Source organism: Nocardiopsis sinuspersici, from assembly GCF_001998325.1.
Lineage (GTDB): Bacteria > Actinomycetota > Actinomycetes > Streptosporangiales > Streptosporangiaceae > Nocardiopsis > Nocardiopsis sinuspersici.
In genome coordinates this window covers 232,884-258,226 of record NZ_MCOK01000001.1, presented here as the reverse complement: position 1 = coordinate 258,226, position 25,343 = coordinate 232,884, and the positions used below count along the sequence as shown (strand labels likewise).

Here is a 25,343-nt window from a genome sequence, read left to right as displayed (position 1 = left end):
CCCTTCAGTCGGCGAGGTCGAGCAGGCCGGGCGGGGGGTCCAGGACGATCCGGCCTCCGGCGACGTCGACCTCGGGGACGAGGGCGGCCACGAAGGGCACGAGGACCTCACCGCCCTCGGGAGTGGTGATGACCAGGACGTCCTGTGCGTGGTGAAGGACGTCCTCCACCGTGCCGACCGGCTCGCCGTCGGTGGTGACCGCGTCCAGGCCGACGAGTTCGTGGTCGTGGAACTCGTCCGGGTCGTCCAGGGGGGCGATCTCCGCAGAGTCCACGAGCAGGAGGGTGCCGCGCAGCCTCTCGGCGGCGTCGCGGCCGGCCACGCCCTTGAAGCGCACCAGCAGGCGGCCGCTGTGGCGGCGGGTGGAGGAGACGGTCAGCGGACCGGCTCCGGCCGGGTCGGTCTCCAGTACGGAGCCGTCGGCGAACCGCGCCTCCGGGTCGTCCGTGCGCACGTCGACGGCGACGTCACCGCGGATGCCGTGCGCGCGGCCGATCCGGCCGACAACGAGTCGCATGGGAACTCCCGTTCTTGGTCCGTCCCGCGTTCGCGGGGACGTGGAGAGAAAACCGTGCCCGGGGCGAGTCGCCCCGGGCACGGCTGCGGGGCGCCGACCGTTCGCGGTCGGCGCCCCTTGAGGCGCGTCAGCGCACTTCGTGCAGGTCCAACAGGTCCACGCGGACGTAGCGGCCCCCGGCCAGGGAGCCGATGACGGTCCTCAGTGCCTTGGCGGTGCGGCCGTTGCGGCCGATCACCTTGCCCAGGTCGTCGGGATGGACCCGGACCTCCAGGACTTTGCCCTTGCGGAGCCTCTTGGCTCTCACCTGGACATCGTCGGAGTTCGCAACGATCCCCTTCACGAGGTGCTCAAGCGCCTCTTCCAGCACGTCAGGCCTCGCCCTCGGACTTCTTCTCGGCCGTGGCGGTCTCGGCGGGCTTCTCAGCCTTGTCCGCCTTGTCGGCCTTCTTCTCGGTCGCGGCGGGCTCGGCGGGCTTCTCAGCCTTGTCCGCCTTCTTCTCGGACTTCTTGCCCTTGCCCTTGCCCTCGGCGCCGGGGAGCACGAGCTCCTTCAGCGCGGCCTGGAAGGCGGCTTCCTTGGCCTCAGGGTCCTTGGGCTCGGCGACCTGGAGCGGAGCCGGAGCGGGCAGGCCCTTGAACTTCTGCCAGTCACCGGTCTTGCGAAGGAGGACCTTGACCGCGTCGGAGGGCTGGGCGCCCACGGACAGCCAGTACTGGGCCCGCTCGGAGTCGACCTCGATGAGGCTCGGGTGCTCCTTGGGGTGGTACTTGCCGATCTCCTCGATCGCCCGGCCATCACGCTTGTTGCGGGCGTCGGCGACGATGATGCGGTACTGGGGCGTACGGATCTTGCCCATACGCTTGAGCTTCAGTTTGACAGCCACTGGAGTGGTCTTCTCCCGATTAACGGTGTGAGGCGCCCGTCGGTGAAACCACGTGGGGTTGTGGCACCCGGCGGGACAGACGTGAGTGGCGGGCTAGTTAGAGGGCTGGCCCGTCACCGTTAGTCGACTACTCATTGTGCCAGACGCGGACGGGTTCCCTGCACACGACACCGCGGGGCACCCTGACGGGAGCGGCCCGCCCCCGGAACGTGGACGGGCCGCCGTAGGCATGGTAGCGCTCCGCCCGCCGCGCGACGGAGGGAAGAGCCGCTGACCGCGCTACTTCTTCGGGAACTTGAAGTTCGACAGGTCCGGCATGTTGGGGCCGCCGCCGAGGCCGGGCGGGAGCTTGGGCTGGTCGCCGCCCAGGCCCGGGGGCAGCTGCGGCGCCTGCTGGCCGCCCTCCTCCTGGCGCCGCTGCCGCTCGGCGGCGCGCTCGGCCTCCTGCTGGCGGGCCTTCATCGGGTTGCCGCTGCGCTGCTTGCCCTTCTTCAGCTTCTTGGCCTGGGCCTTGGCCTTCTTGCGGTTGCCACCGCCGCCCGGCGCCCCGGGCATGCCCGGCATGCCGCCGCCGTTCTTCATCTTGCGCATCATCTTCTGCGCCTCGAAGAAGCGGGTGACCAGGCCGTTGACGTCGCTGACCTGCGTACCGGAGCCGTTGGCGATGCGCAGGCGGCGCGAGCCGTTGATCGACTTCGGGTTCGAGCGCTCGCCCGGGGTCATCGACTGGATGATCGCCTGGATACGGTCCAGGTCCTTGTCGTCGATGCTGTCGATCTGCTCACGCATCTGCCCCATACCGGGCATCATGCCGAGCAGGTTCCCGATCGGGCCGAGCTTGCGGACCATCGACATCTGCTGGAGGAAGTCGTCCAGCGTGAAGTCCTCGTCCGAGGTCATGGTCGAGGCCATCTTCTCGACCTCGGCCTCGTCGAACGTGCGCTGCGCCTGCTCGATGAGCGTGAGCACGTCACCCATGTCCAGGATGCGCGAGGCCATCCGGTCCGGGTGGAAGAGGTCGAAGTCCTCCAGCTTCTCGCCGGTGGACGCGAACATGATGGGACGGCCGGTGATGTGCCGGATGGACAGGGCCGCACCGCCGCGCGCGTCACCGTCCAGCTTGGTGAGCGCCACCGCGTCGTAGCCGACGCCGTCGAGGAAGGCCTGCGCGGTGTTGACCGCGTCCTGGCCGATCATCGCGTCGACGACGAACAGGATCTCGTCGGGGCTGACCGCGTCACGGATGTCCGCGGCCTGCTGCATCATCTCGCTGTCCACGCCGAGACGGCCGGCCGTGTCGATGATCACCACGTTGTGGTTGTTGCGGCGGGCGTGCTCGACCGACTCGCGGGCGACCTGGACCGGGTCGCCGACGCCGTTGCCGGGCTCGGGCGCGAACACGGGCGTCCCGGCGCGCTCACCGACCACCTGTAGCTGCGTGACGGCGTTGGGGCGCTGCAGGTCGGCGGCGACCAGCAGCGGGGTGTTGCGGTCGGCCGCCAGCCACTTGGCGAGCTTGCCCGCCAGAGTGGTCTTACCGGCGCCCTGGAGGCCCGCGAGCATGATCACGGTCGGCGGGTTCTTGGCGAAGCGGACCTGCCGGGTCTCGCCACCGAGGATCTCGACCAGTTCCCCGTTGACGATCTTGATGACCTGCTGTGCCGGGTTGAGGGCCTTGGACACCTCCTCGCCCCGCGCGCGCTCCTTGACCCGCGAGATGAACTCGCGGACCACCGGCAGCGCGACGTCCGCCTCCAGCAGCGCGAGACGGATCTCCCGCGCGGTCGCGTTGATGTCCTCCTCGGACAGGCGCCCCTTGCCGCGCAGCGAGGAGAAGACCGATGTCAGCCGGTCGGAAAGCGTCTCGAACACGAGTGTGGCCAGTCCTTCGTCTCGGAATTGGTCTCCCAGCCTACCCGTCCCACGTCACCCTGGAGTATCACGGGAAGGTGAGGTGTCGGTACGCGGGATCGTGCGGCGGGGACCGCGGGTCAGTTGCCGCTCTCCTCCCCCTCCGTTCCCTCGGAGGGAGAGCTGTTCCCCGACAGGGTGGCCTCGCGCTGCTCCTTGAGGCCGGCCAGCATCTTCTCCTGCTGGCCACCGGTCAGCCCGTACGTGGAGAGCTGCGCCTCCCCGTCGATGGGGTAGGTCTGCTGCTCGGCGCTGACGATGTTGTAGTTGGCGCCGCACGACAGCTCCAGGGTGCTGCCCGCCTCCAGCTCGCCGCTGTCCTCGCACTTCTGCTCACCGATGTCGGCGTTGCTGAAGGTGACGTCCATGCGCACGGTGACCGTACCGCTGCCGTCGCCGCCCGCGTCGCGCACGGTGCCGGACCAGGTGCAGTCGGGGCCCTCCTCGCACGACATGCTGGGGCTGCCGTCCCAGCCCACCTCGATACGGGCGTCCCGGGAACCGGTCAGCTCCTCCTCGGCGGTGGCGATGACGCCGTCGTAGAGCTCCTCGACCGCGGCGGTGTCGGCCTCGGCCAGGTCCAGGCGGACCTGCGGGCCGCTCTCGGCCTCCTCGGGGACGAGCTCCTCGATGGCGATGCGCTGGACCTGCTCGGTCTCGGCGTTGATCCACATCTGGTTGCGCTCGCCGGCCAGGTCGATCCGGTAGGTGAGGGTGCCGTCCAGGTTCTCCTCCACGGCCTCGTCCGACTCCAGCGCGATCCCTCCCAGGGCGGCGGAGAGCTCCGAGGGGACCAGGACGGCGCTCGGGTCGAACCCGGCCTGGGCCGCGGAGGCGCGCACCCAGTTGCCGTCGAAGTCGTCGAAGTCGGGGCTGAAGACGCCCTGGTCGAGCCAGAAGTTCTCCGCGGCGCGGATGAAGAGCTTGCTGTCGGCGCTGATCAGCTCGGCCTCGATGCCGTTGGCGCGGACCGTGCCGCTGGCCGTGCCGGAGTCGGCCACGGTCAGGGAGGTGTCGCGCACGTCGGAGGAGTCCACGCTCTCGGCGACCTGGCCGGTGGCGGTGAGCGCCGGGTAGGAGGCGAGGTCGGCCAGGGCCTCCTCCACGAGGGGTGCGGCGGCGACCGGCTCGGCGGGTTCGGGGCTGGGCTCCCCGTCTCCCCCGCCGCCCGGGCGCAGGTGGCTGAGGTCGATGGAGCATCCGGCCGACCCGAGCGCGACGACCGCGCCCGCGGCGGCGAGCGCGGCGCGCCCGCCCCTGCGACCCCTGATATGACTAACCGGCGCCATCTTGCCTCCTGACCCCGACATGTGGGGCACTGTACGAATCAGCATGGTTTCCGGGTGGGCGGGGGGATGAACGCACGGCCCTGACCCGTTTCTCGGCGTGAGACGCGGATGTGCGGCTCCGGGTTTCGCCTCGTGCTCTTCACGGGGACCCGGGACGGTTCCGTGACGGGCTGTTCGCCGTCGACCAGGCGCCCCCGTGCCCGGGATCCACCGCCGCACCGCTCAGAAAGGGTATCGAACCGATACGCAGGTCATGGCCAATACGGATCCATGAATGCCCACATATGCCACGAAGAGTATCCGAACATACGAACGGGGCTGACGGGAGTGACTCCCGCCAGCCCCTGGAACACCTCACCGCGTCAACGGTGAAGGCCCGCGGCCTCGACGTTGAGGCCTAGGCCCTGACCTGCGGCGAGGTCGTCTCCCCGCCCGGAGGCGTCGGCGAGGAGACCGCTTCTGTCTCCGTCTCGTCCAGCTCGTCGAAGGCGTAGGCGGACTCGGCGTGCAGCTCGTGGTCCAGCCCGTTGGTCTCGACCTCCTCGGGGATGCGGAACCCGATGATGAGGTCGATCACCTTGGCGATGACCCAGGTGACGGCGAAGGAGTAGACCGTGACGCCGACGACCGCGATGGCCTGGACGGCCAGGAGGCCGACGCCGCCGCCGTAGAGCAGGCCGTCGGAGCCGCCGGTCACACCCGCGGCCAGGAGGCCCAGGACCAGGGAGCCGATGATGCCGCCGACCATGTGGATGCCCACGACGTCGAGCGCGTCGTCGTACTTGAACTTGAACTTCCAGCTGATGGCGTAGGCGCAGACGGCGCCGGACAGCAGGCCGACGGCGATCGCGCCCAGCGGGGTGACGTTGGCGGCGGCCGGGGTGATGGCGACCAGGCCCGCGACGGCGCCGGAGGCGAAACCGAGGGCGCTGACCTTGCCGTAGCGGAAGCGCTCGACGAGCATCCAGGCGCCGGTGGCGGCGGCGGTGGCCACCTGGGTGTTGACCAGGGCCAGTGCGGCGGTGCCGTCGGCGGCGTAGGCGGAGCCCGCGTTGAAGCCGAACCAGCCGAACCACAGCAGCGCGGCGCCCAGCAGGACGAACGGCAGGTTGTGGGGGCGCATCGACTCCGAGCCGAAGCCCTTGCGGCGGCCGAGGACGAAGGTCAGGGCCAGGGCGGCGGCGCCGGCGTTGATGTGGACCGCGGTACCGCCCGCGAAGTCGATGACCTCATAGCCGCCGATCTCCAGGTCACCGATCCAGCCGCTGCCCCAGACCCAGTGGGCGACGGGGAAGTAGGCCAGGAGCGCCCAGAGCGGGGCGAAGAGGATCCAGGCGCCGAACTTGGCGCGGTCGGCGATGGCGCCGCTGATCAGGGCCACGGTGATGACCGCGAACATCATCTGGAATCCGGCGTCGACGAGGAGCGGGTAGCCCCCTCCGCCCTCACCGTCCGCGGGCTCGATCTCACCGATGAGGCTGGACAGGCCCACGTAGTCGAAACCGCCGATGAAGGCGTCCACCGGGCCGCCGTCGGAGTAGGTGAGCGAGTGGCCGACGACCACCCAGAGCACGCTCACGACCGCGATGCTCGTGAAGCTCATCAGCATCATGTTCAGGACGCTCTTCGCCCGCGACATACCTCCGTAGAAGAAGGCCAGGCCCGGGGTCATGAGCATCACGAGGGCCGCGCTGATCAGCAGCCACGTCGTGTTGCCGGTGTCAATCATTGCGTCGCCTCCATAGGACGGACGGGGGATTGTCTGTGAGGGCGGCGATCAGCGAGCGCATCATCGGGCCCGGTGCAGAACACCACACGGGCAACCTTCCGACCGGGGTGTTTCTCTCCTGGGCCCGACATGTTGCGGCCGGGTAAAAGGACAGACAGAAGTGTTAAGGGGCCGTGAACCGGGACCCCGGTACGTGCGGGCGCACGTGCACCGCCACGGAGCGGCATCCGCCACATCCGCGCGGGGCGACGAAGCAGGCACGCTCCGTGACACCTCACGCCCGGAGCGGCGACCCGGTCAACTGGTCGCCTCCCGTGTTGCGCCGGGGTTTCCTTCCTGTGTCCCGCGTCACATCCCGTACGCCCCGGGAGGCGGCCGGCGTCACCTCCCCGCCCACACACGGGTGCGGCCGGACACCCGGTCGGGTGTCCGGCCGCGTCGCCGGTGTGTGCCGCTCAGTCCTCGGACAGGATCGTGTCCACGAAGACCTCGGGGTCGAAGGGCGCCAGGTCGTCGGGGCCCTCGCCGAGCCCGACGAGCTTGACCGGCACGCCGAGCTCCCGCTGGACCTGGACGATGATGCCGCCCTTGGCGGTGCCGTCCAGCTTGGTCAGCGCGATGCCCGTGACGTTCACGACCTCGCCGAACACCCGTGCCTGGCGCAGGCCGTTCTGTCCGGTGGTCGCGTCCAGGACGAGCAGGACCTCGTCCACCTGGGACTTCTTCTCCACGACCCGCTTGACCTTGCCCAGTTCGTCCATCAGGCCGGTCTTGGTGTGCAGGCGCCCGGCGGTGTCGATGATGACGGTGTCGGCGCCGTCCTCGATGCCCCGCGACACGGCGTCGAAGGCCACACTGGCCGGGTCGGATCCCTCCTCCTTGGTCACGACCGGGGCCCCCACGCGGCCGCCCCAGGTCTGGAGCTGCTCGCTGGCGGCGGCGCGGAAGGTGTCGGCGGCGCCGAGCACCACGCTGCGGCCGTCACCGACCAGTGCGCGGGCCAGCTTGCCGGTGGTGGTGGTCTTTCCGGTGCCGTTGACGCCCACGACCATGATCACGGCCGGCCGGTCACCGTGCGGCTCCGTGTGCACGGTGCGGTCGGCGGCGGTGGTGATCTGGGCGAGGAGCTCCTCGCGCAGCAGCGTCCGGACCTCGTCGGGGCCGCGGGTGCCGAGCACCTTGACGCGGGTGCGCAGGCTCTCCACGATCTGCGAGGCGGAGGTCACTCCGATGTCGGCGGTGATGAGGGTGTCCTCGATCTCCTCCCAGGCGTCCTCGTCCAGGGAGTCGGAGGAGAGCAGGTTGAGCAGCCCCTGGCCGAAGGAGCTCTGCGAGCGGGCCAGTCGCGCGCGCAGGCGGACCATGCGCCCGGCGGAGGGCGGAGGGGACTCCAGTTCCGGTTCGGCGGGTTCGGCGGGCCTCGTGGCCGGCGGCGCCTGGGCGGGAGGCGTGCGCACGGTCCCCGTATCCCGTTCCCGGTCCTCCACGGCGGTCGCCCCCGCCGCCTCCCCGGTGGCCTCGGGCGTGGTCTCCTCCTTGCCCGGTTTGCCCGGGCGCTGGGTCCTGACCAGGAAGAATCCGACGACGGTCAACAGCACGACGGCGATGACGATGGCAGCGAGCAAGGTGATGTCCATAGCGCCACCAGTCTCCCAGAGTGTCCGACGCGTTCGTGTCACGGTGGGATGGCGTGCCGGGAACGAAGGGCCCCGCTTGCCTTGGGCCTCCGCGCCGCCCTCCCGCCACCCTCAGCGGACGCCTGCGGCGCGGCCCCCCTGCCGTCTCCCTCCCACCACCCTCAGCGAACGCCTGTGACGCGGTCCTTCGCTTGTTCGGGCGCCCGAAAGGCGGGGACCTTCGGCGTCCGAACCACACCCCGGGCGCCGAGCAAGGCGTTCGGCACACGGGTCTAGATACTGCGGTGGCGTGTGGTGCGCAGGATGAGTACGAAGAAGGGCGCGCCGAGGAAGGCGGTGACCACGCCGATGGGCAGTTCGGCGGGGGCGATGAGGGTGCGGGCGACGATGTCCACCACGACCAGGAAGGCCCCGCCGAAGAGCACGGTGACCGGCAGGATCGCCCGGTAGCTGGAGCCCACCATGCGGCGCACGATGTGCGGGACGACGATCCCCACGAAGCCGATCAGGCCGCTCACCGACACGGCGGCGGCGGTGGCCAGCGACGCGGCGCTGATCACCACGACGCGCACGGCGGCCGGGTTCAGGCCCAGGCTGACCGCCTTGTCGTCGCCCAGGGAGAGCATGTCCAGCAGGTAGCCGCAGGCCAGCAGGACGACCAGTCCGACCACCGCGTAGGGGGCGACCAGGCGCACGTCGTCCCAGCCGCCCCGGCCGAGCCCTCCGAGCAGCCAGGCGAAGATGCGCTGGAGTTCGTCGATCTCCATCTGCTGGACGAGGGTCTGCGCGGCGGACAGGAAGGAGGAGACCGCCACGCCCGCCAGGACCAGCGAGGCGGTGCCGCCCCCGCCCGCGGTGGAGCCGAGCAGGTAGGCGGCGAACACGCCGAGCAGGGCGCCCAGGAACGCGGCGACCGGGACCAGGGCGCGCGGGGAGTCGCTGAACTGCTGGCCGAAGACGATGACCATGGTCGCGCCGAGTCCCGCCCCGGAGGCGGCTCCCAGGAGGTAGGGGTCGGCCAGCGGGTTGCGGAACACCCCCTGGTAGGCGCCGCCCGCGGTGGCCAGGAGGGCTCCGACGACGGCGCCCATCACCACGCGTGGCAGGCGCAGCTCCACCAGCACGGCCGCCTCCCGCTCGGTCAGCGGGGAGCGGACGTCGAAGGGCAGGAGGCTGAGCAGGTGCAGGGCGATGTCGGCCGCGGAGAGGGAGGCCGCGCCCGCGGAGACGCCGAGGAGGGCGGCCACGGCCAGCGCGGCCAGACCGCCCGTGATCCACCCGACCGGGAGGCCGGCGCCGCCCCGCACGCTACCGGCCCGCGTTCTCGATGACGGCCTGGCCGACCGTGTCGGCGAACTCGACCACGCGCGGTCCCCAGCGGGAGGCGATGTCGGCGTCGAGCAGGTAGACGGCGTCGTTCCTCACCGCGGTGACGGTGTCGAAGGCGGGGCGCCCGGCGACCTCGGCGACCGTCGACTCGTCCCCGTAGGACAGGAAGATCAGGTCGGGGTTCTGCTCGACGACGTACTCCTGGGACAGTTGCGGGTAGCCGCCCGCGGCACCGTCCTCGTCGGCGGCGTCGGCGATGTTGACCAGGCCGAAGGACTCGTAGACGTCGCCGACGAAGGTGTCGGAGGTGGCGGCGTAGGAGGTCTCGTCCAGCTCCTGGTAGAAGGTCAGTCCGCCTTCGGTCCTCTCGCACACGTTCTCGACGATCGCGTTGAACTCGCTCTCGACCCGGTCGGCCTCGGCATCGGCCTCCTCGGTGTGGCCGGTGACGTCGCCGAGCATACGGATCTGGGCGTAGGTGTCCTCCAGATCGGCGGCGGCGTCGATGACCAGTGACGGGATCCCGACGGCGTCCAACTGCTCCGCGCTCGCCTCGGCGCTGCGGGCGAGCAGGACCAGGTCGGGGTCGTACTCGGTGATGGCCTCCACGCTGGGCTCGAAGCCGCTCAGCGAGGTGGTGGGGGCCTCCTCCGGGTAGTCGGAGTACTCGTCCGCGGCCTCGACCTGGTCGCCCGCGCCGATGGCGAAGAGCATCTCGGTGTGGCTCGGCGAGAGGGAGACGATCCGCTCGGGCGCCTCCTCGATGGTGACCTCGCCGGTGGCGCCGGTGACGGTGACGGGGAAGGTGCCGTCGCCCACGGTGGGGCGGTCGGGATCGGGCTCGGAGACGCCGCAGGTGTGGGAGGCCTCCTGGGCGGTCGGTTCGGCCTCGGGCTCACCGCCGTCGGGCGCACCGCAGGAGGTCAGGACGAGCACGGCTCCGAGGAGGGCGGGGGAGAGATGGCGCGCGGTTCGCACGGTGCTCCTTTTCGGGCGGAGGAAGGAGCACGGCCCGATGGAGACGGCCTGTCCTTCCCACGAGGACGGGGACGTCGGCGTCGGGAAGGCGACCTGGCTCGTCCCCGTACGGACGGGGCTTCACAGTTGCGGGACAGCGCCGGGTTGGCGGCCGGTTGCGGCCGCGGTACCGGACTTCGCTTCGTCGACACCGGTCGGGCCGCCCGTGGGCGGCCCGTCCCCTCCAGCGTACTCGGCCCTCCGTGCGCTCCGGCGAGCGCCCCGGGCCGCGCCGACCTGCGTCTTCCTCCCGGCGGCCGTATTCTGCGTGGGGGGACGGCGTACTCCGCCGGCATTCCTTTTTATCCCTTTAGAGCCAAAAGAGAATATTGTCCGCTTCTGTGTAGAAATAACTAACAGTGCACCCCCTGTCCCGCCATGTGGCCAGATTGAGTCTTGATGCACATTGACACCTTCATGGCGCACAGCAATGATCTCGTTGCTATGCGCGCCGATTAACCGAGTACGGACATTAAGCGGCGTATCCCCCTGAACACCACAGTCGTGTACCCAGCGGGGTGCCCGCTCCCCCGGTGTCCGCCGGCGCGCACCGAGAAGGGATGTGTTGACAAGGTGGTACCCCACCGAACGCGCCTGGCACCGCTCGCCGGGTTGACCCTCGTCGCGGGTCTGGTCGCGGCCACACCGGCAAGCGCCGACGAGATCTCAGAGCTCGCCCCCCTGCACCCCGCCCCCACCGCCGAGAACGGAGAACTGACCCACCAGGCCAGCGGCCTGTGGTTCATCGAACTCGACAGCCCGCCCACCACGCAGGGCTCCTCCACGGCCCGGGTCAAGAACGAACAGAAGAAGTTCCGGACCGAGGCCGAGGCGTACGGCCTCGAATACGACGAGCGGCGCTCGTTCAAGGACCTCTGGAACGGGTTCTCCGTCGAGATGGACGACGCACAGGTGGGCACGGCCCGGGAGATCCCCGGCGTCAGCGCCATCTACCCCGTCGTCAGGTACGAGCTCCCCGAGCCCGACGACAGCGCCCCCGACCTGGACACCGCGCTACCCATGACCGGGGCCGACATCGCGCAGAACGAACTGGGCCTGACCGGTGAGGGCCTGCGCGTGGCCATCATGGACACCGGCGTCGACTACACCCACCCCGACCTGGGCGGCGGCGGCTTCCCCAACGAGCGCGTGGTCACCGGCCACGACTTCGTCGGCGACGACTTCAACGCCGGCGACCCGGGCTCCGTGCCCGTCCCCGACGACGACCCTCAGGACTGCCACGGCCACGGCACCCACGTGGCCGGGATCGTGGGCGCCGACGGCAAGGTCACCGGCGTGGCCCCCGACGTGGAGTTCGGTGCCTACAAGGTGTTCGGCTGCGGGGGCTCCACCACCTCCGACATCATGATCGCCGCCATGGAGCAGGCCCTGGACGACGGCATGGACGTGCTCAACATGAGCATCGGTTCCGCGCACACCTGGCCGCAGTACCCCACCGCGGTCGCCTCGGACAACCTGGTCGACGAGGGCATGACCGTGGTCGCCTCCATCGGCAACGAGGGTGACACCGGCCTGTACTCCTCGGGCGCACCCGGCCTGGGCGAGAACGTCATCGGCGTCGCCTCCTTCGACAACACCCACATCCAGGCCGCGTCCGTGACCGCCAACCCCAGCGGCGAGACCCTGGCCTACATGGAGATGGGCGAGGCCACACCGCCGCCCACCTCCGGGGAGACCGACGAGCTCGTCTGGATCGGCCGGGGCTGCACGTCCCTGGGCGACGAGCTGGAGGGCGACCCCGAGGGCGCGACGGCGCTGATGGTGCGCGGTGCGTGCACCTTCGCCGAGAAGTACGAGACCGCCCTGGCCGCGGGCGCCACCGGCGTGGTGATGTACAACAACGTCGCGGGCATGTTCGCGGGCGGCGGCATCGTCGACCAGGGCGCGTTCGCCATCGGGGTCTCCGACACCGCCGGCGCCCACCTCCGTGAGCTGCTGGCGGGCGAGGAGCCCGTCACCCTGACCTGGACCGGCGAGAACACCACCGTTCCCAACCCGACCGGCGGCCTGATCAGCTCCTTCAGCTCCTTCGGCCTCTCCCCCGACCTGAGCCTGAAGCCGGACATCGGCGCCCCGGGCGGTCTGATCAACTCCACCTACCCCGTGGCCAAGGGCGGCTACGCCACCCTCAGCGGCACATCGATGTCCTCCCCGCACGTGGCGGGCGGCGTCGCACTGCTGTTGCAGGCCCGGCCCGACCTGGGCGCGCACGAGGTGCGCGACGTCCTGCAGAACAGCGCCGACCCCAAGGCCTGGTGGGGCAACCCCGACCTGGGCTACCTGGACAACGTCCACCGGCAGGGCGCGGGCATGCTGGACGTGCCCGGCGCCGTACTGGCCACCACGTCCGTGGCTCCCGGCAAGCTGTCCCTGGGCGCCACCCAGGGCCCCGTGACCAAGACGGTCACCATCACCAACGACGGTGACGAGGAGGCCACGTACGAGCTGGGCCACGAGGCCGCCCTGGGCACCCACGGCAGCACCTTCTCGCCCGGCTACAACGACGGCTTCGCCGAGGTGGCCCTCGACACCGCCGAGGTGACCCTGGCTCCCGGAGCGTCGGCCGAGGTCGGGGTGACCGTCACCCCGCCCGCCCAGGACTACGAGCAGATGATCTACGGCGGCTACGTCACCGTGGCCGAGGTGGACGGCGAGACCTACCGCGTCCCGTACGCCGCCTACAACGGGAACTACCAGGCGATCGAAGCGATGACCCCGGTCACCGACGGCGAAGGCAACACCGTCGAGCTGCCGTGGCTGACCAAGATCACCGACTGCGGCGCCTTCTCCGGCCTGGAGTGCGCGAGCGCCGACGGCGGCACGTTCGAGAACCAGCCCGACGGCGCCACCTACACGATGGAGTGGGTCGACGGCCTGCCGGACATCCCGTACGTCATCGCGCACTTCGACCACCACGTCACCAAGCTGGAGATGGTCGTCATCGACGAGCGCACCGGACGCCCGGTGCACCCGCACCGCAACGTCGCGGTGTCGGTGGACCACGTGAGCCGCAGCGCGACCGGAACGTCGTTCTTCAGCTACCCGTGGGACGGCACGGTCGTGGACAGGCACGACAAGATCAAGTCCGTCAAGGACGGCGACTACCGTCTGGAGGTCCGCGCGCTCAAGGCGCTCGGCGACCCGGACAACCCCGAGCACTGGGAGACCTGGACCTCCCCGGTGATCACCATCGCACGCGGATAGTGGCGCCCCTTGGGGCTCCGCTCAGGGCGGTTCCCCAAGGGGTTGGTTCGGGCGTCCACGGGGTTCTGGAGGCGCCGGAGGTGAGACTGCGAGGAACGAGCCGTCTCACCGTAGGCGCCGAAGGTTCCCGTTCTCCGGACGCCCGAACACGGGCCGAAGCGAAGGCCCAAAGAAGGCACGGGGCCGCTCTCCCCGAGGGGAGGGCGGCCCCTGCCGTGTGCCGGGCGCGCGGCCGGATCCGGCCCTCAGGCGGGGCGTTCGAGCTTCTGGCTGATCACTTGGGAGATGCCGTCGCCCTGCATGGTCACGCCGTACAGAGCGTCGGCCGCCTCCATCGTGCGCTTCTGGTGGGTGATCACGATCAGCTGCGAGGAGGCGCGCAGCTCCTCGAAGATCACCAGCAGCCGCTGCAGGTTGGTGTCGTCCAGGGCCGCCTCGACCTCGTCCATCACGTAGAACGGGGACGGGCGGGCCTTGAAGATCGCCGCGAGGAAGGCCACCGCGGTCAGGGACCGCTCGCCGCCGGAGAGCAGCGACAACCGCTTGACCTTCTTGCCGGGCGGGCGCGCCTCCACCTCGATGCCGGTGGTCAGCATGTCCTCGGGCGAGGTGAGCAGCAGCCGCCCCTCACCGCCGGGGAACAGCCGCCCGAAGATCGCCGCGAACTCGCGCTCCACGTCCAGGTAGGCGGCGGAGAAGACCTCCTGCACACGGGCGTCGACCTCCTGGACGATGTCCATCAGGTCCCGGCGGGTCTTCTTCAGGTCCTCCAGCTGGGCGTTGAGGAAGGCGTGCCGCTCCTCCAGCGCCGCGAACTCCTCCAGCGCGAGCGGGTTGATCTTGCCCAGCTGGTTGAGCTGGCGCTCGGCGGCCTTGGCCCGCTTGGCCTGCACCTCGCGCACGTACGGCAGCGGGGCCGCGTCCTCCCCCGCGTCGGCGGGCGGGGGCACGGGCACGCGGGGCCCGTACTCGGCGACGAGGGTGGGCACGTCCACGCCCATCTCCTCCATCGCCCTGGTCTCCAACTGCTCCAGGCGCATGCGCCGCTCGGCACGGGCCACCTCGCCGCTGTGCGCCGAGCTGGTCAGCTTCTCCAGCTCCACGGACAGCTCGCGCACCCGGGCGCGCACCGCCTTGAGCTCGGCGTCCCGCGAGTCCTTCTCCGCCTCGGCGGCGGCCCGCTCGGACTCGGCGGCGGCCTGGGACACCGCGATCCGCTGCAGGGCCAGCCGGGCGCTCTCGGCGACGGACTCGGCGATGACGGCCTGCGCGGCGCGGGTGCGGCGGCGCTCGGCCGCGCGCTCCACGGCACGCCGCTCCTCGAAGGCCTGGGCGCGCAGCCGCTCGGCGCGGCCGGCGATCGAGCGGGCGCGCTCCTCCGCGGTGCGCACCGCCAGTCGGCGCTCCATCTCGGTGGCCCTGGCGCGCGAGGCCTGGGCGGCCAGCTCGTCGCGGGTGTCGGCGTCGGGCGCCTCCTCCTCGATGGAGGCGGCCATCTCCTCGGCCTCGGCCAGCTCCTCCTCCAGACGGGCCAGCCTGTCGGCCTCCTCCCCGCGCGCGGCCGCGGCCTTGGCGGCGGCGGCCGCGTACCGCTCGGACTCGGCCTCGGCGGAGCGGGCCTGGCCGCCGAGCTTGCCGAGCCGCTGGGCGGACTCGTTGCGCTTGCGGTCGCTCTGGCGGCGGCGCGCGGTGAGCTCCTCCACCTCGGCGGCCAGAGCGGCGCGCTCGCGCTTGCGCTCCTCCAGTTCGGCGGCGATCCGGCCGGCGGCCTCGGCGGCCACCTCCAGCCTCTCGCCCGCCTCGTCCACGGCCGCCTGTACCTCCAGCAGGCTGGGAGCCGCGGCCGAACCGCCGTGGACCAGCTCGGCGGCGAACACGTCGCCCTCGGGGGTGACGGCGCGCACGCCGGGGACCTTGTCCACGAGGTCGCGGGCGGCGGCCGTGCCGGAGGCCAGGGCGGTGCGGTCCAGCAGGGCGGTGACCGCGCCGTGCAGGTGTTCGGGCGCGACGACGGCGTCGACGGCGTAGCGGACCCCGGCGGGCAGCTCGGGCCACTCCCGGCGGGGCACGGAGGGGACGGCCTGGGCGATGACGATCCCGGCCCGGCCCGCGTCCTCGGACCTGAGCAGGTCGAGGGCGGCCACGGCGGTGTCGATGTCGCTGACGGCGACCGCGCCCGCGGCGGCGCCGAAGGCGGAGGCCACCGCGGTCTCCTGGCCCGACTCGACCTGCACGAGCGCGGCGAGGCTGCCGAGCATCCCGGGCAGGCCGGCGCCCAGGAGGGTGTCGGCGCCGTCCTTGTGCGCCAGGCCCATCTCCAGGGCCTCCTTGCGGGCGGCGAGCGCGGCGCGCTCGCCCTCGGCGGTGCGCTCGGCGTCGCGCAGGCGGTTGAGCTCGGCGTCGGCCTCGGAGAGCCGCAGGGTCGCGCGTTCCTGGGCCGAGTCGAGCTCGGCGTCGCCCTCGTCGAGCCCTGCGGACTCCTCGGCGGCCATCTCGTACTCGGTCTGTGCCTGTTCGGCGCGTTCGGAGGCCTGCCGGGCGGACTCCTCCAGGCGGGTGATCTCGGCCTCGCTGGAGGTCAGGCGACCGCGCAGGCTCTCCACCCGCGCGGACAGCCGCACGAGGCCCTCACGGCGTTCGGCGGAGGCCCGGGTGGCGGCCTCCAGCCGCTTCTCCTCGCGGTGCAGGGCGTCCTCGGCGGCGGAGCGCTCGGTGACGGCGGTCTCCAGGACCTCCCGTGCCTCCTCCAGCCTGGTGAGGAGTTCCTCCTCCTGGGCCGCGGCCTCCTCGGCCTCCGTCTCCAGTTCCTCGGGGTCGCGGCGGTGCACGGGCTCGTCGTCGACGGAGGCCAGGTTGCGGTGGCGCTCGTTCGCGAGGCCGCGCACGGCGTCCAGGCGCTCGGTGAGGCGGGACAGGGCGTGGTAGGTCTCCAGCGCCCGGGCGAGGGCGGGGGCCGCGGCGGCGGACTGCGCCTCCAGCTCCGCCTCGCGCTCCTGGGCCTGGTTGAGGGCGGCCTCGGCGGACGCGCGGCGGGCGAGGACCTCCTTCTCGTCCGCCTCCTCCCTGGCCAGCTGCTCGGTGAGGGCGGTGATGTCGTCGGCGAGCAGGCGCAGGCGGGCGTCGCGCAGGTCGGCCTGGATGACGGCGGCCCGGCGCGCGAGCTCGGCCTGCCTGCCCAGGGGCTTGAGCTGGCGGCGCAGTTCGGCGGTGAGGTCGGTGACCCGGTCCAGGTTGCCCTGCATCGCGTTGAGCTTGCGGATCGCCTTCTCTTTGCGCTTGCGGTGCTTGAGGATGCCCGCGGCCTCCTCGATGAGGGCGCGGCGCTCCTCGGGGCCGGCGTGCAGGACGGTGTCCAACTGCCCCTGGCCCACGATGACGTGCATCTCGCGGCCGATGCCGGAGTCGCTGAGCAGGTCCTGGATGTCGAGGAGGCGGCAGGTGTCGCCGTTGATGGCGTACTCCGAGCCGCCGTTGCGGAACATGGTCCGCCTGAGGGTGACCTCGGTGTAGTCGATGGGCAGGGCGCCGTCGGTGTTGTCGATGGTGAGGCTGACCTCGGCACGGCCCAGCGCCTGGCGGGTGGAGGTGCCCGCGAAGATGACGTCCTCCATCTTGCCGCCCCGCAGGGACTTGGCCCCCTGCTCCCCCATCACCCAGGACAGGGCGTCGACGACGTTGGACTTGCCCGAGCCGTTGGGACCGACCACACAGGTGATCCCGGGCTCGAAGCGCAAGGTGGTGGCCGACGCGAACGACTTGAAACCGCGCAGCGTCAGGTTCTTCAGGTACACCCACACCTCCCACGACGGTCACCTTCGACACGGACCGCGATCACCCAAGGGTGCCACGAAGCAGTGACCTACGGGTGGGGTTCGGCCCGGTGTCCCCGGATGGAGCAGGCCACTGAGCAGGCGCTCCCGTGACCGGGTGGGGGGAGGGGGATGTCCGGCGGACACGGAGGGTTGCGACAGGGTCCGCCGGGTACAACGTAAAAAAGGCCGCAAAGGGAGAGGAAAAACCGCGGCTCGGTGGACGGGGGTCAGACCCGGTCCGTCGACGGTTCCGGCCAGGGACGCCTGGTTCGTGCTCTCGGCGTCCCCGTCGGTGGATCAACCGTGAAGGTTCAGCCTGGCTGGAGCCGAAACGTCGACGGTGTCAGGTCAGGCGAGCGCGGGCTCGCGCTCGGTCGCGCCGGGAGTGGCATCGGTCACGGCCATGCTGAGCTGGTCGTTCCGTGCCTGGAGACGGCTGATCTCGTCCTCGAGGTCGCGTACCCGCTTCTGAAGCCGCCGCATCTCCGAGACCATCCGAGGGTCGGAGCCGCCGACGTGGCCAAACAGAGCCTTCGCCATGATATGGGTCCTCCACGCTGAGTGACCAGTGGTGATCCGCGCGTGTGACACCCCGCGGTAACGCCGATGACGTTGTCTCACACGGGTCTGGAAAGTTGCGCGATGTACCTTCCAGAGTCTCACTGTGCGCGCCGCTGGTCAAGATTGGATTACAACGGTCCGTAACGGCCACAACCCGGGATGATGCACCTGGGCAGGTGGCAGCGCACGATCCGAACACGGTTACCCCGGTCTGCGCCGGAGTGTGCGGACGACGCGGACGCCGCACAGTGGTCGCCTCACACTCCGCGAGACCCCCGCCGCGAACCCCTCGGGGCCGCCGCGGTCGCGCGGTGTGCTCGAATCGCGTTACCCCACAAGCATACTCACCGTTCGACGAATCCGGTGAAGGTCCCCCGGCAAGAGGACCAACGTTCGACCACGGAGTCCACACGACCGGGTGTCGCGCCGCCCCTGAGATGGCCAAGAAGGCGCTCGCAGTCACTTCTCGGCCCCTCGGCGACCACTTCGACCCGGCCGTCGCCGAGGTTCGTGGCCGCCCCGGTCAGGCCCAGTTCCAGCGCCTTGGAACGCGCCCACCAGCGGAAACCCACGCCCTGCACGCGTCCGCGCACCCACGCGGTCAGCCGGACGGCCCCGACGTCGTCCCCCACGGACCGACTCCTTACTTACCTGAACGACACACTTTGCTCACCGACACGCCGAAGCCGCCTCAGCCTCGGGCTCCGGGCGGCTTCTGGCAGCCGGGGCAGCTGTAGGAGGAGCGGTTCATGAACGCCTCGCGGACGATCAGTACGCCGCACCGGCCGCACGGGCGGTCGCGACGGCCGTAGGCGTTGAGCCCCCGCTCGAAGTAGCCGCTCTCACCGTTGACGTTGACGTACAGGCCGTCGAAGGTGGTACCGCCCACCTCCAACGCCTCGGTCATCACCTCGCGCACGTGTCCCAGCAGCTCCGTGGCCTGCGCGTCGGAGAGGTCCTGCGTGGAGCGCGCCCAGTGCAGCCGTGAGCGCCACAGCGCCTCGTCGGCGTAGATGTTGCCGACGCCGCTGATCAGCGACTGGTCCAGCAGCGCCCGCTTGACCTCGGTGCGCCTGGCCCGCAGCGCCCGCACGAACACCTCGGGGACGAACGCGGGGTCCAGCGGGTCCAGGGCGATGTGGTCCACCGACGAGGGCACGTCCTCGCGCACACCGGGCACGTCCACCATCAGGTGGCCGAAGGTGCGCTGGTCGACGAAGCGCAGCTCGGTGCCGTCCGACAGCGGCAGCCGCACCCGCAGGTGCTTCTCGTCGGGTTTGCCCGTGGGCTGGACCAGCATCTGACCGCTCATGCCCAGGTGGGTGAGGAGCATCTCACCGCTGTCCAGGAGCAGCCACAGGTACTTGCCGCGCCGGTGCGCGACCGTGGGCACGCGGCCCGACAGGCGGGCGGCGAAGTCCGCGGCGCCGGGTACGTGCCGCCGCACCGACCGGGGGTGCAGCACCTCGACCGCACCGATGGTGCGGCCCAGGGCGTGCTCGGTCAGGCCGCGGCGGACGACCTCCACCTCGGGGAGTTCGGGCACGTCCTCTCACCCCCGCCCGTCGCCGGAGAGCTTGTCCTCGGCGGCGTCGGAGGTGCCGGCCATCTCCTCGGCGACCTTGGCGGTGGCCTCGGAGCGGGCCTTGATGGCCTTCCACGCCGACTCGGCGGCCTGCTGCTCGGCCTCCTTCTTGCTGCGCCCCTCGCCCAGGCCGTAGCTCTCCCCCGCGACGTGGACCCTGGCACGGAAGGTCTTCTGGTGGTCGGGGCCGCTCTCGTCCACGTGGTACTCCGGGACACCGAGCATCTCGGCCGCGGTCAGCTCCTGCAGGGAGGTCTTCCAGTCCAGCCCGGCGCCCAGGCCGGAGGCCGTGGCGATGAGCGGGTCGAAGAGCCGGTGCACGAACTCCGAGGCCACGTCCAGGCCGCGGTCCAGGTAGACGGCTCCGATGACCGCCTCCAGGGTGTCGGCGAGGATCGAGGACTTGTCACGGCCCCCGGTGCCCTCCTCCCCGCGCCCGAGCCGGATGTAGGCGCCGATGCCCAGGCCGCGGGCGACGTCGGCGAGCGCGCGCATGTTGACCACGGCGGCGCGCAGCTTGGCGAGCTGTCCCTCGGGAAGGTCGGGGTGCTTGCGGAAGAGGGTGTCGGTGACCACCAGGCCGAGCACGGAGTCGCCGAGGAACTCCAGTCGCTCGTTGGTGGGCAGACCGCCCTTCTCGTAGGCGTAGGAGCGGTGGGTCAGGGCCCGGAGCAGGATCTTCGGGTCGACCTCGACTCCGATCGCCCCGTGGAAGGACTTGGCCTCGGAGGCGGAGAGTTGGCTGGCCACTGGTTCACTTCCCTGTTCGTGCGCGCCGGGGTACGGCGCGGTGGTCGGAGGGATCCGCGGCCGGCCAGGGTGCTCGAAAACGAGGTGACCGCCGCGGGAGGCTCCGCTCCCCCGGCAACCACCACGAACTCGGGAACCCGGAGAGCCCGGATCACTGCGCGGTGCGCTGTCTGGTGCTACTGGGTGTGCCTGGGTCCGTCGTGTGTCGTGCGTTGTTCCTCGGTTAACTCTACAAATCCTTGCACGGCGACGCCCGGAGGGCACCCGGTGCCCTGACAACACTTCGGGGCGGACCCGTCGGACGGGTCCGCCCCGAGGCGGATCGGAATCGGGGGCCGGGCCCCGAGGCCGGGCATGCCTTAAGCCGGGTTGGTGACCTGGCGGTTGTTGTAGGTGCCGCAGGTCGGGCACGCGATGTGGGGCTGCTTCGGGTCGCGGCAGCGCGGGCAGTTGACCAGCACCGGGCGCGACGCCTTCCACTGGGAACGGCGGGTCCGGGTGTTGCTCCGCGACATCTTCCGCTTCGGGACGGCCACTTCAATCCTCCTGGGTCACCCCCGCGATCGCGGGAGGTCGCTTATCTGGTCACCCCGCGCGCTGTGGCGGGGAGGGTGTGCTCCGGTCCACGGGGGCGCCCGGGGGCGGCCGTCCGTGATCGGTTCACGAGCTCATCGTTCGCCGGGATCCTCCGCGATCTTGCGGAGTGCCTCCCAGCGCGGGTCGACGTCGTCGCCGTGGCCGTGGTCGGGACCGGCCTCGGCGAGCTTGGCGCCGCACTCGGAGCACAGGCCGGGACAGTCCGGTCCGCACAACGGTGTGAGCGGGAGCGCGAGCACGACGGCGTCTCGGACCACGGGTTCGAGGTCGAGCAGTTCGCCCTCTAGATAGTAGTCCTCATCCTCGTCGTCCTCGTCCTCGCTCTCGCCGGGCGCCGCGTCCTCGTCCGCGGGATACCGGTACAGCTCCTGGAACTCGGCCTCGATACCGTCCGAGATCGGGTCCAGGCAGCGCGAGCACTCGGCGGTGAGCTGGCCGCGGACGGTACCGGTGACGAGGACGCCCTCCATCACCGCTTCCAGCCGCAGGTCCAGCTCGATCTCACTGCCCTCGGGTACGACCGCCATCGCCGACGAGAACGCCTGGGGGACGGTCACGATGCGGTTGACGGTACGCATCGACCCCGGCTGGCGGCCCAGCTGGCGTGTGTCGACCACGAACGGGTTGCGAGGATCTAGGCGAGACAGGGTTATCGAACTTTCACGAGGAATTCGGGAGTGCCGAGTGCGCGAGAGGTCTCGCGTGCGACCGACACGGGAGCGCACCGGGAACCGGCGACGCCCATGGTCAAACCACGATTCTACCTACCATGTCCCCGACCACCCAAATCAACGCGGTCGAGGCCCTGGAGCCAGCACGGGCTAGCGTCCCTCGGAGGCCCGTTCCGCGTACTTCTCCCGCAGGCGCTGCTCGACGTAGGGAGTGACCAGGCTGGAGACGTCCCCGTGGTGCTGGGCGATCTCGCGGACCAGGCTGGAGGACAGGAACGAGTACTGCGGGTTCGCCGTCATGAACACGGTCTCCACTCCGGAGAGCTGGTAGTTCATCTGGGCGATCTGGAGTTCGTAGTCGAAGTCGCTGACCGAGCGCAGGCTGCGGACGATGGTCTCGATGCCGTTCGACCGGCAGAAGTCGACGAGGAGCCCGTCGAACTCGCTGACCCGCACGTTGCCGAACTCGGCGGTGCCCTCCCGGAGCATGTCGAGCTTCTCGGGGACGGTGAACAGGCCGCGCTTTTGGACGTTGTTGAGTACGGCGGCGACGACCTCGTCGTACTGCTTGGCCGCCCGGCCGATGATGTCGATATGGCCGTGGGTCACCGGGTCGAAGGAACCCGGGCAGACGACTCGGCGCACGGTGATCGCCCCTTTCACAGAACTACGTTCGGGTATCGCGATCGTAGGGGTTCGGCCGCGTGGCGATTCGGGCAACACCCGCTTAGTGACCACATTCGCCCACGCCGGTGACGAGCGGGCACGGGAGGTGCCGCGCCGCAGGCGTCAGTCGAGGGTGGCGGCGGGCGACGGGCACGGAAGCACCGCGCCGCAGGCGTCAGTCGAGGGTGGTGGCGGGTGACGGGCGGGAGTACCAGAGAACCGCCTCCCCGTACCCCCGGCTACGGACGCGCTCCAGGCCCTCGGGCCAGACGGGTTCGGTCCCGCGCTTGGAGCGCTCGACGACGACCACGGCGTCCTCCGCCAGCCAGCCGCGGCCGACCAGGTCGGCCAGTACGCGGGTGACCTCGGCGTCGGTGACGGCGTAGGGCGGGTCGGCGACCACGAGGTCGTAGGGGTCCCCGTCGTTGCCCCGGCCCAGCGCCCTCTCCACCCGGTCGGCCACCAGCCGGGCGCCGGGGAGGCCGAGCGCCGCGATGTTGCCCCTGGCGACCTGGGCCGCCCTGCGGTCCGCCTCCACCAGCAGCGCGTGCGCGGCGCCCCGGGACAGGGCCTCCAGGCCGATCGCCCCCGAGCCCGCGTACAGGTCCATCACCCGCAGGCCGTCGAGGGCGCCGAGGTCGGACTGGACCGAGGAGAACAGGGCCTCGCGTGCGCGGTCGCTGGTGGGGCGGGTGGTGCGGCCCTCGGGGACGGAGATGCGCCGTCCGCCGGCCGTTCCGGCGATGATGCGGGTCATGCCCCCAAGGTAACCAAGGAAGCGGCTCGGCCGTTCAGGCCTTGTCCAGGTACTCCGCGCGCTCCTCGGGCAGGAGCGTCTCCAGCGCCTCCGCGAGCGGCGGGTACCCGGTCAGCCCGGGATCCCCGGACACGTACTCCGCGGCCTCCTCGCGCGCCTGCCCGATGAGGTCCTCGTCCTTGAGCAGCGTGAGCATCCTCAGGCTGGAGCGGGCGCCCGACTGCGCGTCGCCCAGCACGTCGCCCTCCCTGCGCATCTCCAGGTCCACCCGGGAGAGCTCGAACCCGTCGGTGGTCGCGGCCACGGCGGCCAGCCGCTCCCGGGCCGGCGAGCCCTCCTCCGCGTCGGTGACCAGCAGGCACAGCCCGGGCAGCCGGCCCCGGCCGACCCGGCCGCGCAACTGGTGCAGCTGCGAGACGCCGAAGCGGTCCGCGTCCATGATGACCATCACTGTGGCGTTCGGCACGTCCACGCCCACCTCGATGACGGTGGTGGAGACGACCGCGTCGGTCTCCCCCGCCGCGAACCGGCGCATCACCGCGTCCTTGTCGTCGGGGGCCATCCGGCCGTGCAGGACCTCCACCCGCTGGCCGGAGAGCGGCCCCTCCACCAGCCGCGCGGCCACGTCCAGCACCGCCAGCGGCGGCCGGGCGCCCGGGACGTCCTCCTCCGGGTGGCCGTCGGCCTCCTCCTCCGCCCCGCCCCTGTCGTCGTCGCCGATCCGCGGGCAGACCACGAACGCCTGGTGCCCGTCGACCGCCTCCTCCCGGATGCGCTCCCAGGCCCGTGCCAGGAAGTGCGGCTTCTCCTTCGCGGGCACCACGTGCGTGGACACCGGGGCGCGGCCGGTGGGCAGCTGGGTGAGGGCGACCACGTCGAGGTCGCCGTACACGGTCATCGCGACGGTGCGCGGGATCGGGGTGGCGGTCATCACCAGCACGTGAGGGCGCCCGTCCACGGCCTTCTCACGCAGGGCGTCGCGCTGCTCCACGCCGAAGCGGTGCTGCTCGTCGACCACCACCAGGCCCAGGTCGGCGAAGGTCACGTGCTCCTGGAGCAGGGCGTGGGTGCCCACGACGATGCCCGCCGAACCGGACGCCGCGTCCAGCAGGGCCTCCCTGCGCGCGGCGGCGTTCATGGAGCCGGTGAGCAGGGCCACCCGGGTGGCGTTCTCGGCCCCGTCGATCTGCCCGGCGCGGCCGAGCGCCCCGAGCATGGCGCTGATGGACCGGTGGTGCTGCTGGGCGAGGACCTCGGTGGGAGCGAGCATGACGGCCTGGCCGCCGGAGTCCACGACCCGGAGCATGGCGCGCAGCGCCACCAGGGTCTTGCCCGCGCCCACGTCGCCCTGGAGCAGGCAGTGCATGGGGTGCGCGGCGTCGAGCCGGTCGGCGAGGCGCTCGCCCACCTCGCGCTGGCCCTCGGTGAGGGTGAACGGCAGTCGGGCGTCGAAGGCGTCGAGGATGCCGCCGACCGCGCCGGGACGGGGCTTGGCGGGCAGCTCCTCGGCCTGGTGGCGCCGCCGCGCGAGCGCGAGTTGCAGGACGAAGGCCTCGTCCCACTTGAGGCGGCGCCTGGCGGCTCCGACGTCGGCCCACTCGGCGGGGCGGTGGATCGCGCGCAGGGCGTCGGCGATGCCGAGGAGCTTGTGGCGCTCGCGCAGTTCGGGCGGCAGCGGGTCGGACAGGCTGTCGACGTCGGCCAGGACGACGTCGATGACGCGGGTGATGGTCGTGGAGTCCATGCCCTTGACCGCGGGGTAGACCGGGATGAGCTCGTCGGCGTAGGCCCGGGCCCGCTCGCCCTCGCGGCCGTCCTCGTCGAGGAGCTCGTACTGGGGGTGGTCGAGCTGGCGGCGGCCCTTGAAGGTGGAGACCCGGCCGGAGAGCATGGCCAGCCGTCCAGGGACGAGCGCGTTCTGGTGGTAGGAGCCCCGGTTGAAGAACGTCAGGTGCAGGCGGCCGGTGCCGTCGGTGACGGTGGCCTCCATCATGTCCATGCGGCGGCGGCCCTGCCTGGCGGGCACGGTGCGCCGTTTGGCGTCCAGGACGCGGGCCTGCACGGTGACCTCCTCGCCCTCGCGCAGTTCGGCGAGGTCGGTCAGGTCGCCGCGCCGGTCGTAGCGGCGCGGGTAGTAGCGCAGCAGGTCGCCCAGGGTGTGCAGGCCGAGTTTCTCGGCGAGGGCCTTCGCCGTCTTGCCCCTGAGCGGTCCCTTGCTCAGCGGTTCGTCCCAGGTGCTCACGTGTGCTTCCCCGTCTCGGATGGCCGGTCACCGCAACGGTAGTCCTCCGGTGCGACGCCCGTGGGCTCCCGACCGCTTCCAACCGGGGTATACTCATCGAAGTTCATCGCGTTTCCGCCGTGCCCGCATGGCGGATTCGATGCTCCGGTGGGTTACCGAGG

20 protein-coding genes are annotated in these 25,343 nt (G+C 71.2%); 1 reads left to right on the top strand and 19 read right to left on the bottom strand.

Annotated features, from left to right (window positions below; genetic code table 11):
- Positions 1-4 precede the first annotated feature (4 nt).
- The 9 genes from rimM to NOSIN_RS01040 form a co-directional block, all read right to left on the bottom strand.
- On the bottom strand, positions 5-517 hold the full coding sequence (rimM, locus tag NOSIN_RS01080; protein WP_077688940.1) for a ribosome maturation factor RimM: 513 nt from the start codon (positions 515-517) through the stop codon (positions 5-7).
- 127 nt (positions 518-644) lie between these two features.
- On the bottom strand, positions 645-887 hold the full coding sequence (locus NOSIN_RS01075; RefSeq protein ID WP_073704564.1) for an RNA-binding protein: 243 nt from the start codon (positions 885-887) through the stop codon (positions 645-647).
- Position 888: 1 nt separating this feature from the next.
- On the bottom strand, positions 889-1,404 hold the full coding sequence (gene rpsP / locus NOSIN_RS01070; RefSeq protein WP_077688939.1) for a 30S ribosomal protein S16: 516 nt from the start codon (positions 1,402-1,404) through the stop codon (positions 889-891).
- 279 nt (positions 1,405-1,683) lie between these two features.
- Positions 1,684-3,276 carry a signal recognition particle protein gene (gene ffh, locus NOSIN_RS01065; RefSeq protein WP_077688938.1) on the bottom strand — a complete coding sequence of 531 codons (1,593 nt, stop codon included), beginning with the start codon at positions 3,274-3,276 and terminating at the stop codon, positions 1,684-1,686.
- Positions 3,277-3,395: 119 nt separating this feature from the next.
- A complete protein-coding gene (locus NOSIN_RS01060; protein ID WP_077688937.1) occupies positions 3,396-4,604 on the bottom strand; it encodes a LolA-like protein in 1,209 nt (402 codons plus the stop codon).
- A 397-nt stretch (positions 4,605-5,001) separates the two neighbouring features.
- Positions 5,002-6,333, bottom strand: coding sequence for an ammonium transporter (locus NOSIN_RS01055; RefSeq protein ID WP_077688936.1), 1,332 nt, complete (start codon positions 6,331-6,333; stop codon positions 5,002-5,004).
- Between the two features lie 455 nt (positions 6,334-6,788).
- Positions 6,789-7,970: a signal recognition particle-docking protein FtsY gene (gene ftsY, locus NOSIN_RS01050; protein WP_077688935.1), complete on the bottom strand. Its 1,182-nt coding sequence runs from the start codon at positions 7,968-7,970 to the stop codon at positions 6,789-6,791.
- 272 nt (positions 7,971-8,242) lie between these two features.
- Positions 8,243-9,277 (bottom strand): FecCD family ABC transporter permease, encoded by a 1,035-nt coding sequence (locus NOSIN_RS01045; RefSeq protein ID WP_077688934.1) that lies wholly within the window; start codon positions 9,275-9,277, stop codon positions 8,243-8,245.
- A 1-nt stretch (position 9,278) separates the two neighbouring features.
- Positions 9,279-10,277 (bottom strand): ABC transporter substrate-binding protein, encoded by a 999-nt coding sequence (locus NOSIN_RS01040; RefSeq protein WP_077688933.1) that lies wholly within the window; start codon positions 10,275-10,277, stop codon positions 9,279-9,281.
- 612 nt (positions 10,278-10,889) lie between these two features.
- Between NOSIN_RS01040 and NOSIN_RS01035 the strand changes: the two genes are divergently transcribed.
- Positions 10,890-13,541, top strand: a complete 2,652-nt coding sequence (locus NOSIN_RS01035; protein WP_077688932.1) for a S8 family serine peptidase — start codon at positions 10,890-10,892, stop codon at positions 13,539-13,541.
- A 245-nt stretch (positions 13,542-13,786) separates the two neighbouring features.
- Here NOSIN_RS01035 and smc read toward each other — a convergent pair whose 3' ends face one another.
- The 10 genes from smc to recG all read right to left on the bottom strand — a co-directional run bounded on the left by smc (position 13,787) and on the right by recG (position 25,182).
- On the bottom strand, positions 13,787-17,332 hold the full coding sequence (gene smc, locus NOSIN_RS01030; protein WP_077693331.1) for a chromosome segregation protein SMC: 3,546 nt from the start codon (positions 17,330-17,332) through the stop codon (positions 13,787-13,789).
- Positions 17,333-17,701: 369 nt separating this feature from the next.
- The gene (locus NOSIN_RS01025) at positions 17,702-17,893 is read right to left on the bottom strand and encodes a hypothetical protein (protein ID WP_077688931.1); all 192 of its coding nucleotides are present in this window, start codon (positions 17,891-17,893) and stop codon (positions 17,702-17,704) included.
- A gap of 365 nt (positions 17,894-18,258) precedes the next feature.
- Complete coding sequence (locus tag NOSIN_RS01020; protein ID WP_077688930.1) at positions 18,259-18,546, bottom strand: acylphosphatase; 288 nt, start codon at positions 18,544-18,546, stop codon at positions 18,259-18,261.
- A gap of 59 nt (positions 18,547-18,605) precedes the next feature.
- Positions 18,606-19,460, bottom strand: coding sequence for a bifunctional DNA-formamidopyrimidine glycosylase/DNA-(apurinic or apyrimidinic site) lyase (gene mutM / locus NOSIN_RS01015; protein WP_077688929.1), 855 nt, complete (start codon positions 19,458-19,460; stop codon positions 18,606-18,608).
- A gap of 6 nt (positions 19,461-19,466) precedes the next feature.
- Complete coding sequence (rnc, locus tag NOSIN_RS01010) at positions 19,467-20,249, bottom strand: ribonuclease III (RefSeq protein ID WP_077688928.1); 783 nt, start codon at positions 20,247-20,249, stop codon at positions 19,467-19,469.
- 359 nt (positions 20,250-20,608) lie between these two features.
- Positions 20,609-20,785, bottom strand: coding sequence for a 50S ribosomal protein L32 (rpmF, locus tag NOSIN_RS01005; RefSeq protein WP_013151268.1), 177 nt, complete (start codon positions 20,783-20,785; stop codon positions 20,609-20,611).
- A gap of 132 nt (positions 20,786-20,917) precedes the next feature.
- Complete coding sequence (locus tag NOSIN_RS01000; protein WP_077688927.1) at positions 20,918-21,463, bottom strand: YceD family protein; 546 nt, start codon at positions 21,461-21,463, stop codon at positions 20,918-20,920.
- A gap of 204 nt (positions 21,464-21,667) precedes the next feature.
- Positions 21,668-22,162 carry a pantetheine-phosphate adenylyltransferase gene (gene coaD, locus NOSIN_RS00995; protein ID WP_077693330.1) on the bottom strand — a complete coding sequence of 165 codons (495 nt, stop codon included), beginning with the start codon at positions 22,160-22,162 and terminating at the stop codon, positions 21,668-21,670.
- Positions 22,163-22,358: 196 nt separating this feature from the next.
- Positions 22,359-22,940, bottom strand: a complete 582-nt coding sequence (rsmD, locus tag NOSIN_RS00990) for a 16S rRNA (guanine(966)-N(2))-methyltransferase RsmD (protein WP_077688926.1) — start codon at positions 22,938-22,940, stop codon at positions 22,359-22,361.
- A gap of 34 nt (positions 22,941-22,974) precedes the next feature.
- Positions 22,975-25,182, bottom strand: coding sequence for an ATP-dependent DNA helicase RecG (gene recG, locus NOSIN_RS00985; RefSeq protein WP_077688925.1), 2,208 nt, complete (start codon positions 25,180-25,182; stop codon positions 22,975-22,977).
- Between the last annotated feature and the right edge of the window lie 161 nt (positions 25,183-25,343).

Bases quoted from the DNA above. Each gene is read 5' to 3' on its own strand.
- rimM (WP_077688940.1), bottom strand. From the start codon at position 517: ATGCGACTCGTTGTCGGCCGGATCGGCCGCGCGCACGGCATCCGCGGT.
- NOSIN_RS01060 (WP_077688937.1), bottom strand. From the start codon at position 4,604: ATGGCGCCGGTTAGTCATATCAGGGGTCGCAGGGGCGGGCGCGCCGCG.
- NOSIN_RS01055 (WP_077688936.1), bottom strand. From the start codon at position 6,333: ATGATTGACACCGGCAACACGACGTGGCTGCTGATCAGCGCGGCCCTC.
- ftsY (WP_077688935.1), bottom strand. From the start codon at position 7,970: ATGGACATCACCTTGCTCGCTGCCATCGTCATCGCCGTCGTGCTGTTG.
- NOSIN_RS01025 (WP_077688931.1), bottom strand. From the start codon at position 17,893: ATGGCGAAGGCTCTGTTTGGCCACGTCGGCGGCTCCGACCCTCGGATG.
- rsmD (WP_077688926.1), bottom strand. From the start codon at position 22,940: ATGACCCGCATCATCGCCGGAACGGCCGGCGGACGGCGCATCTCCGTC.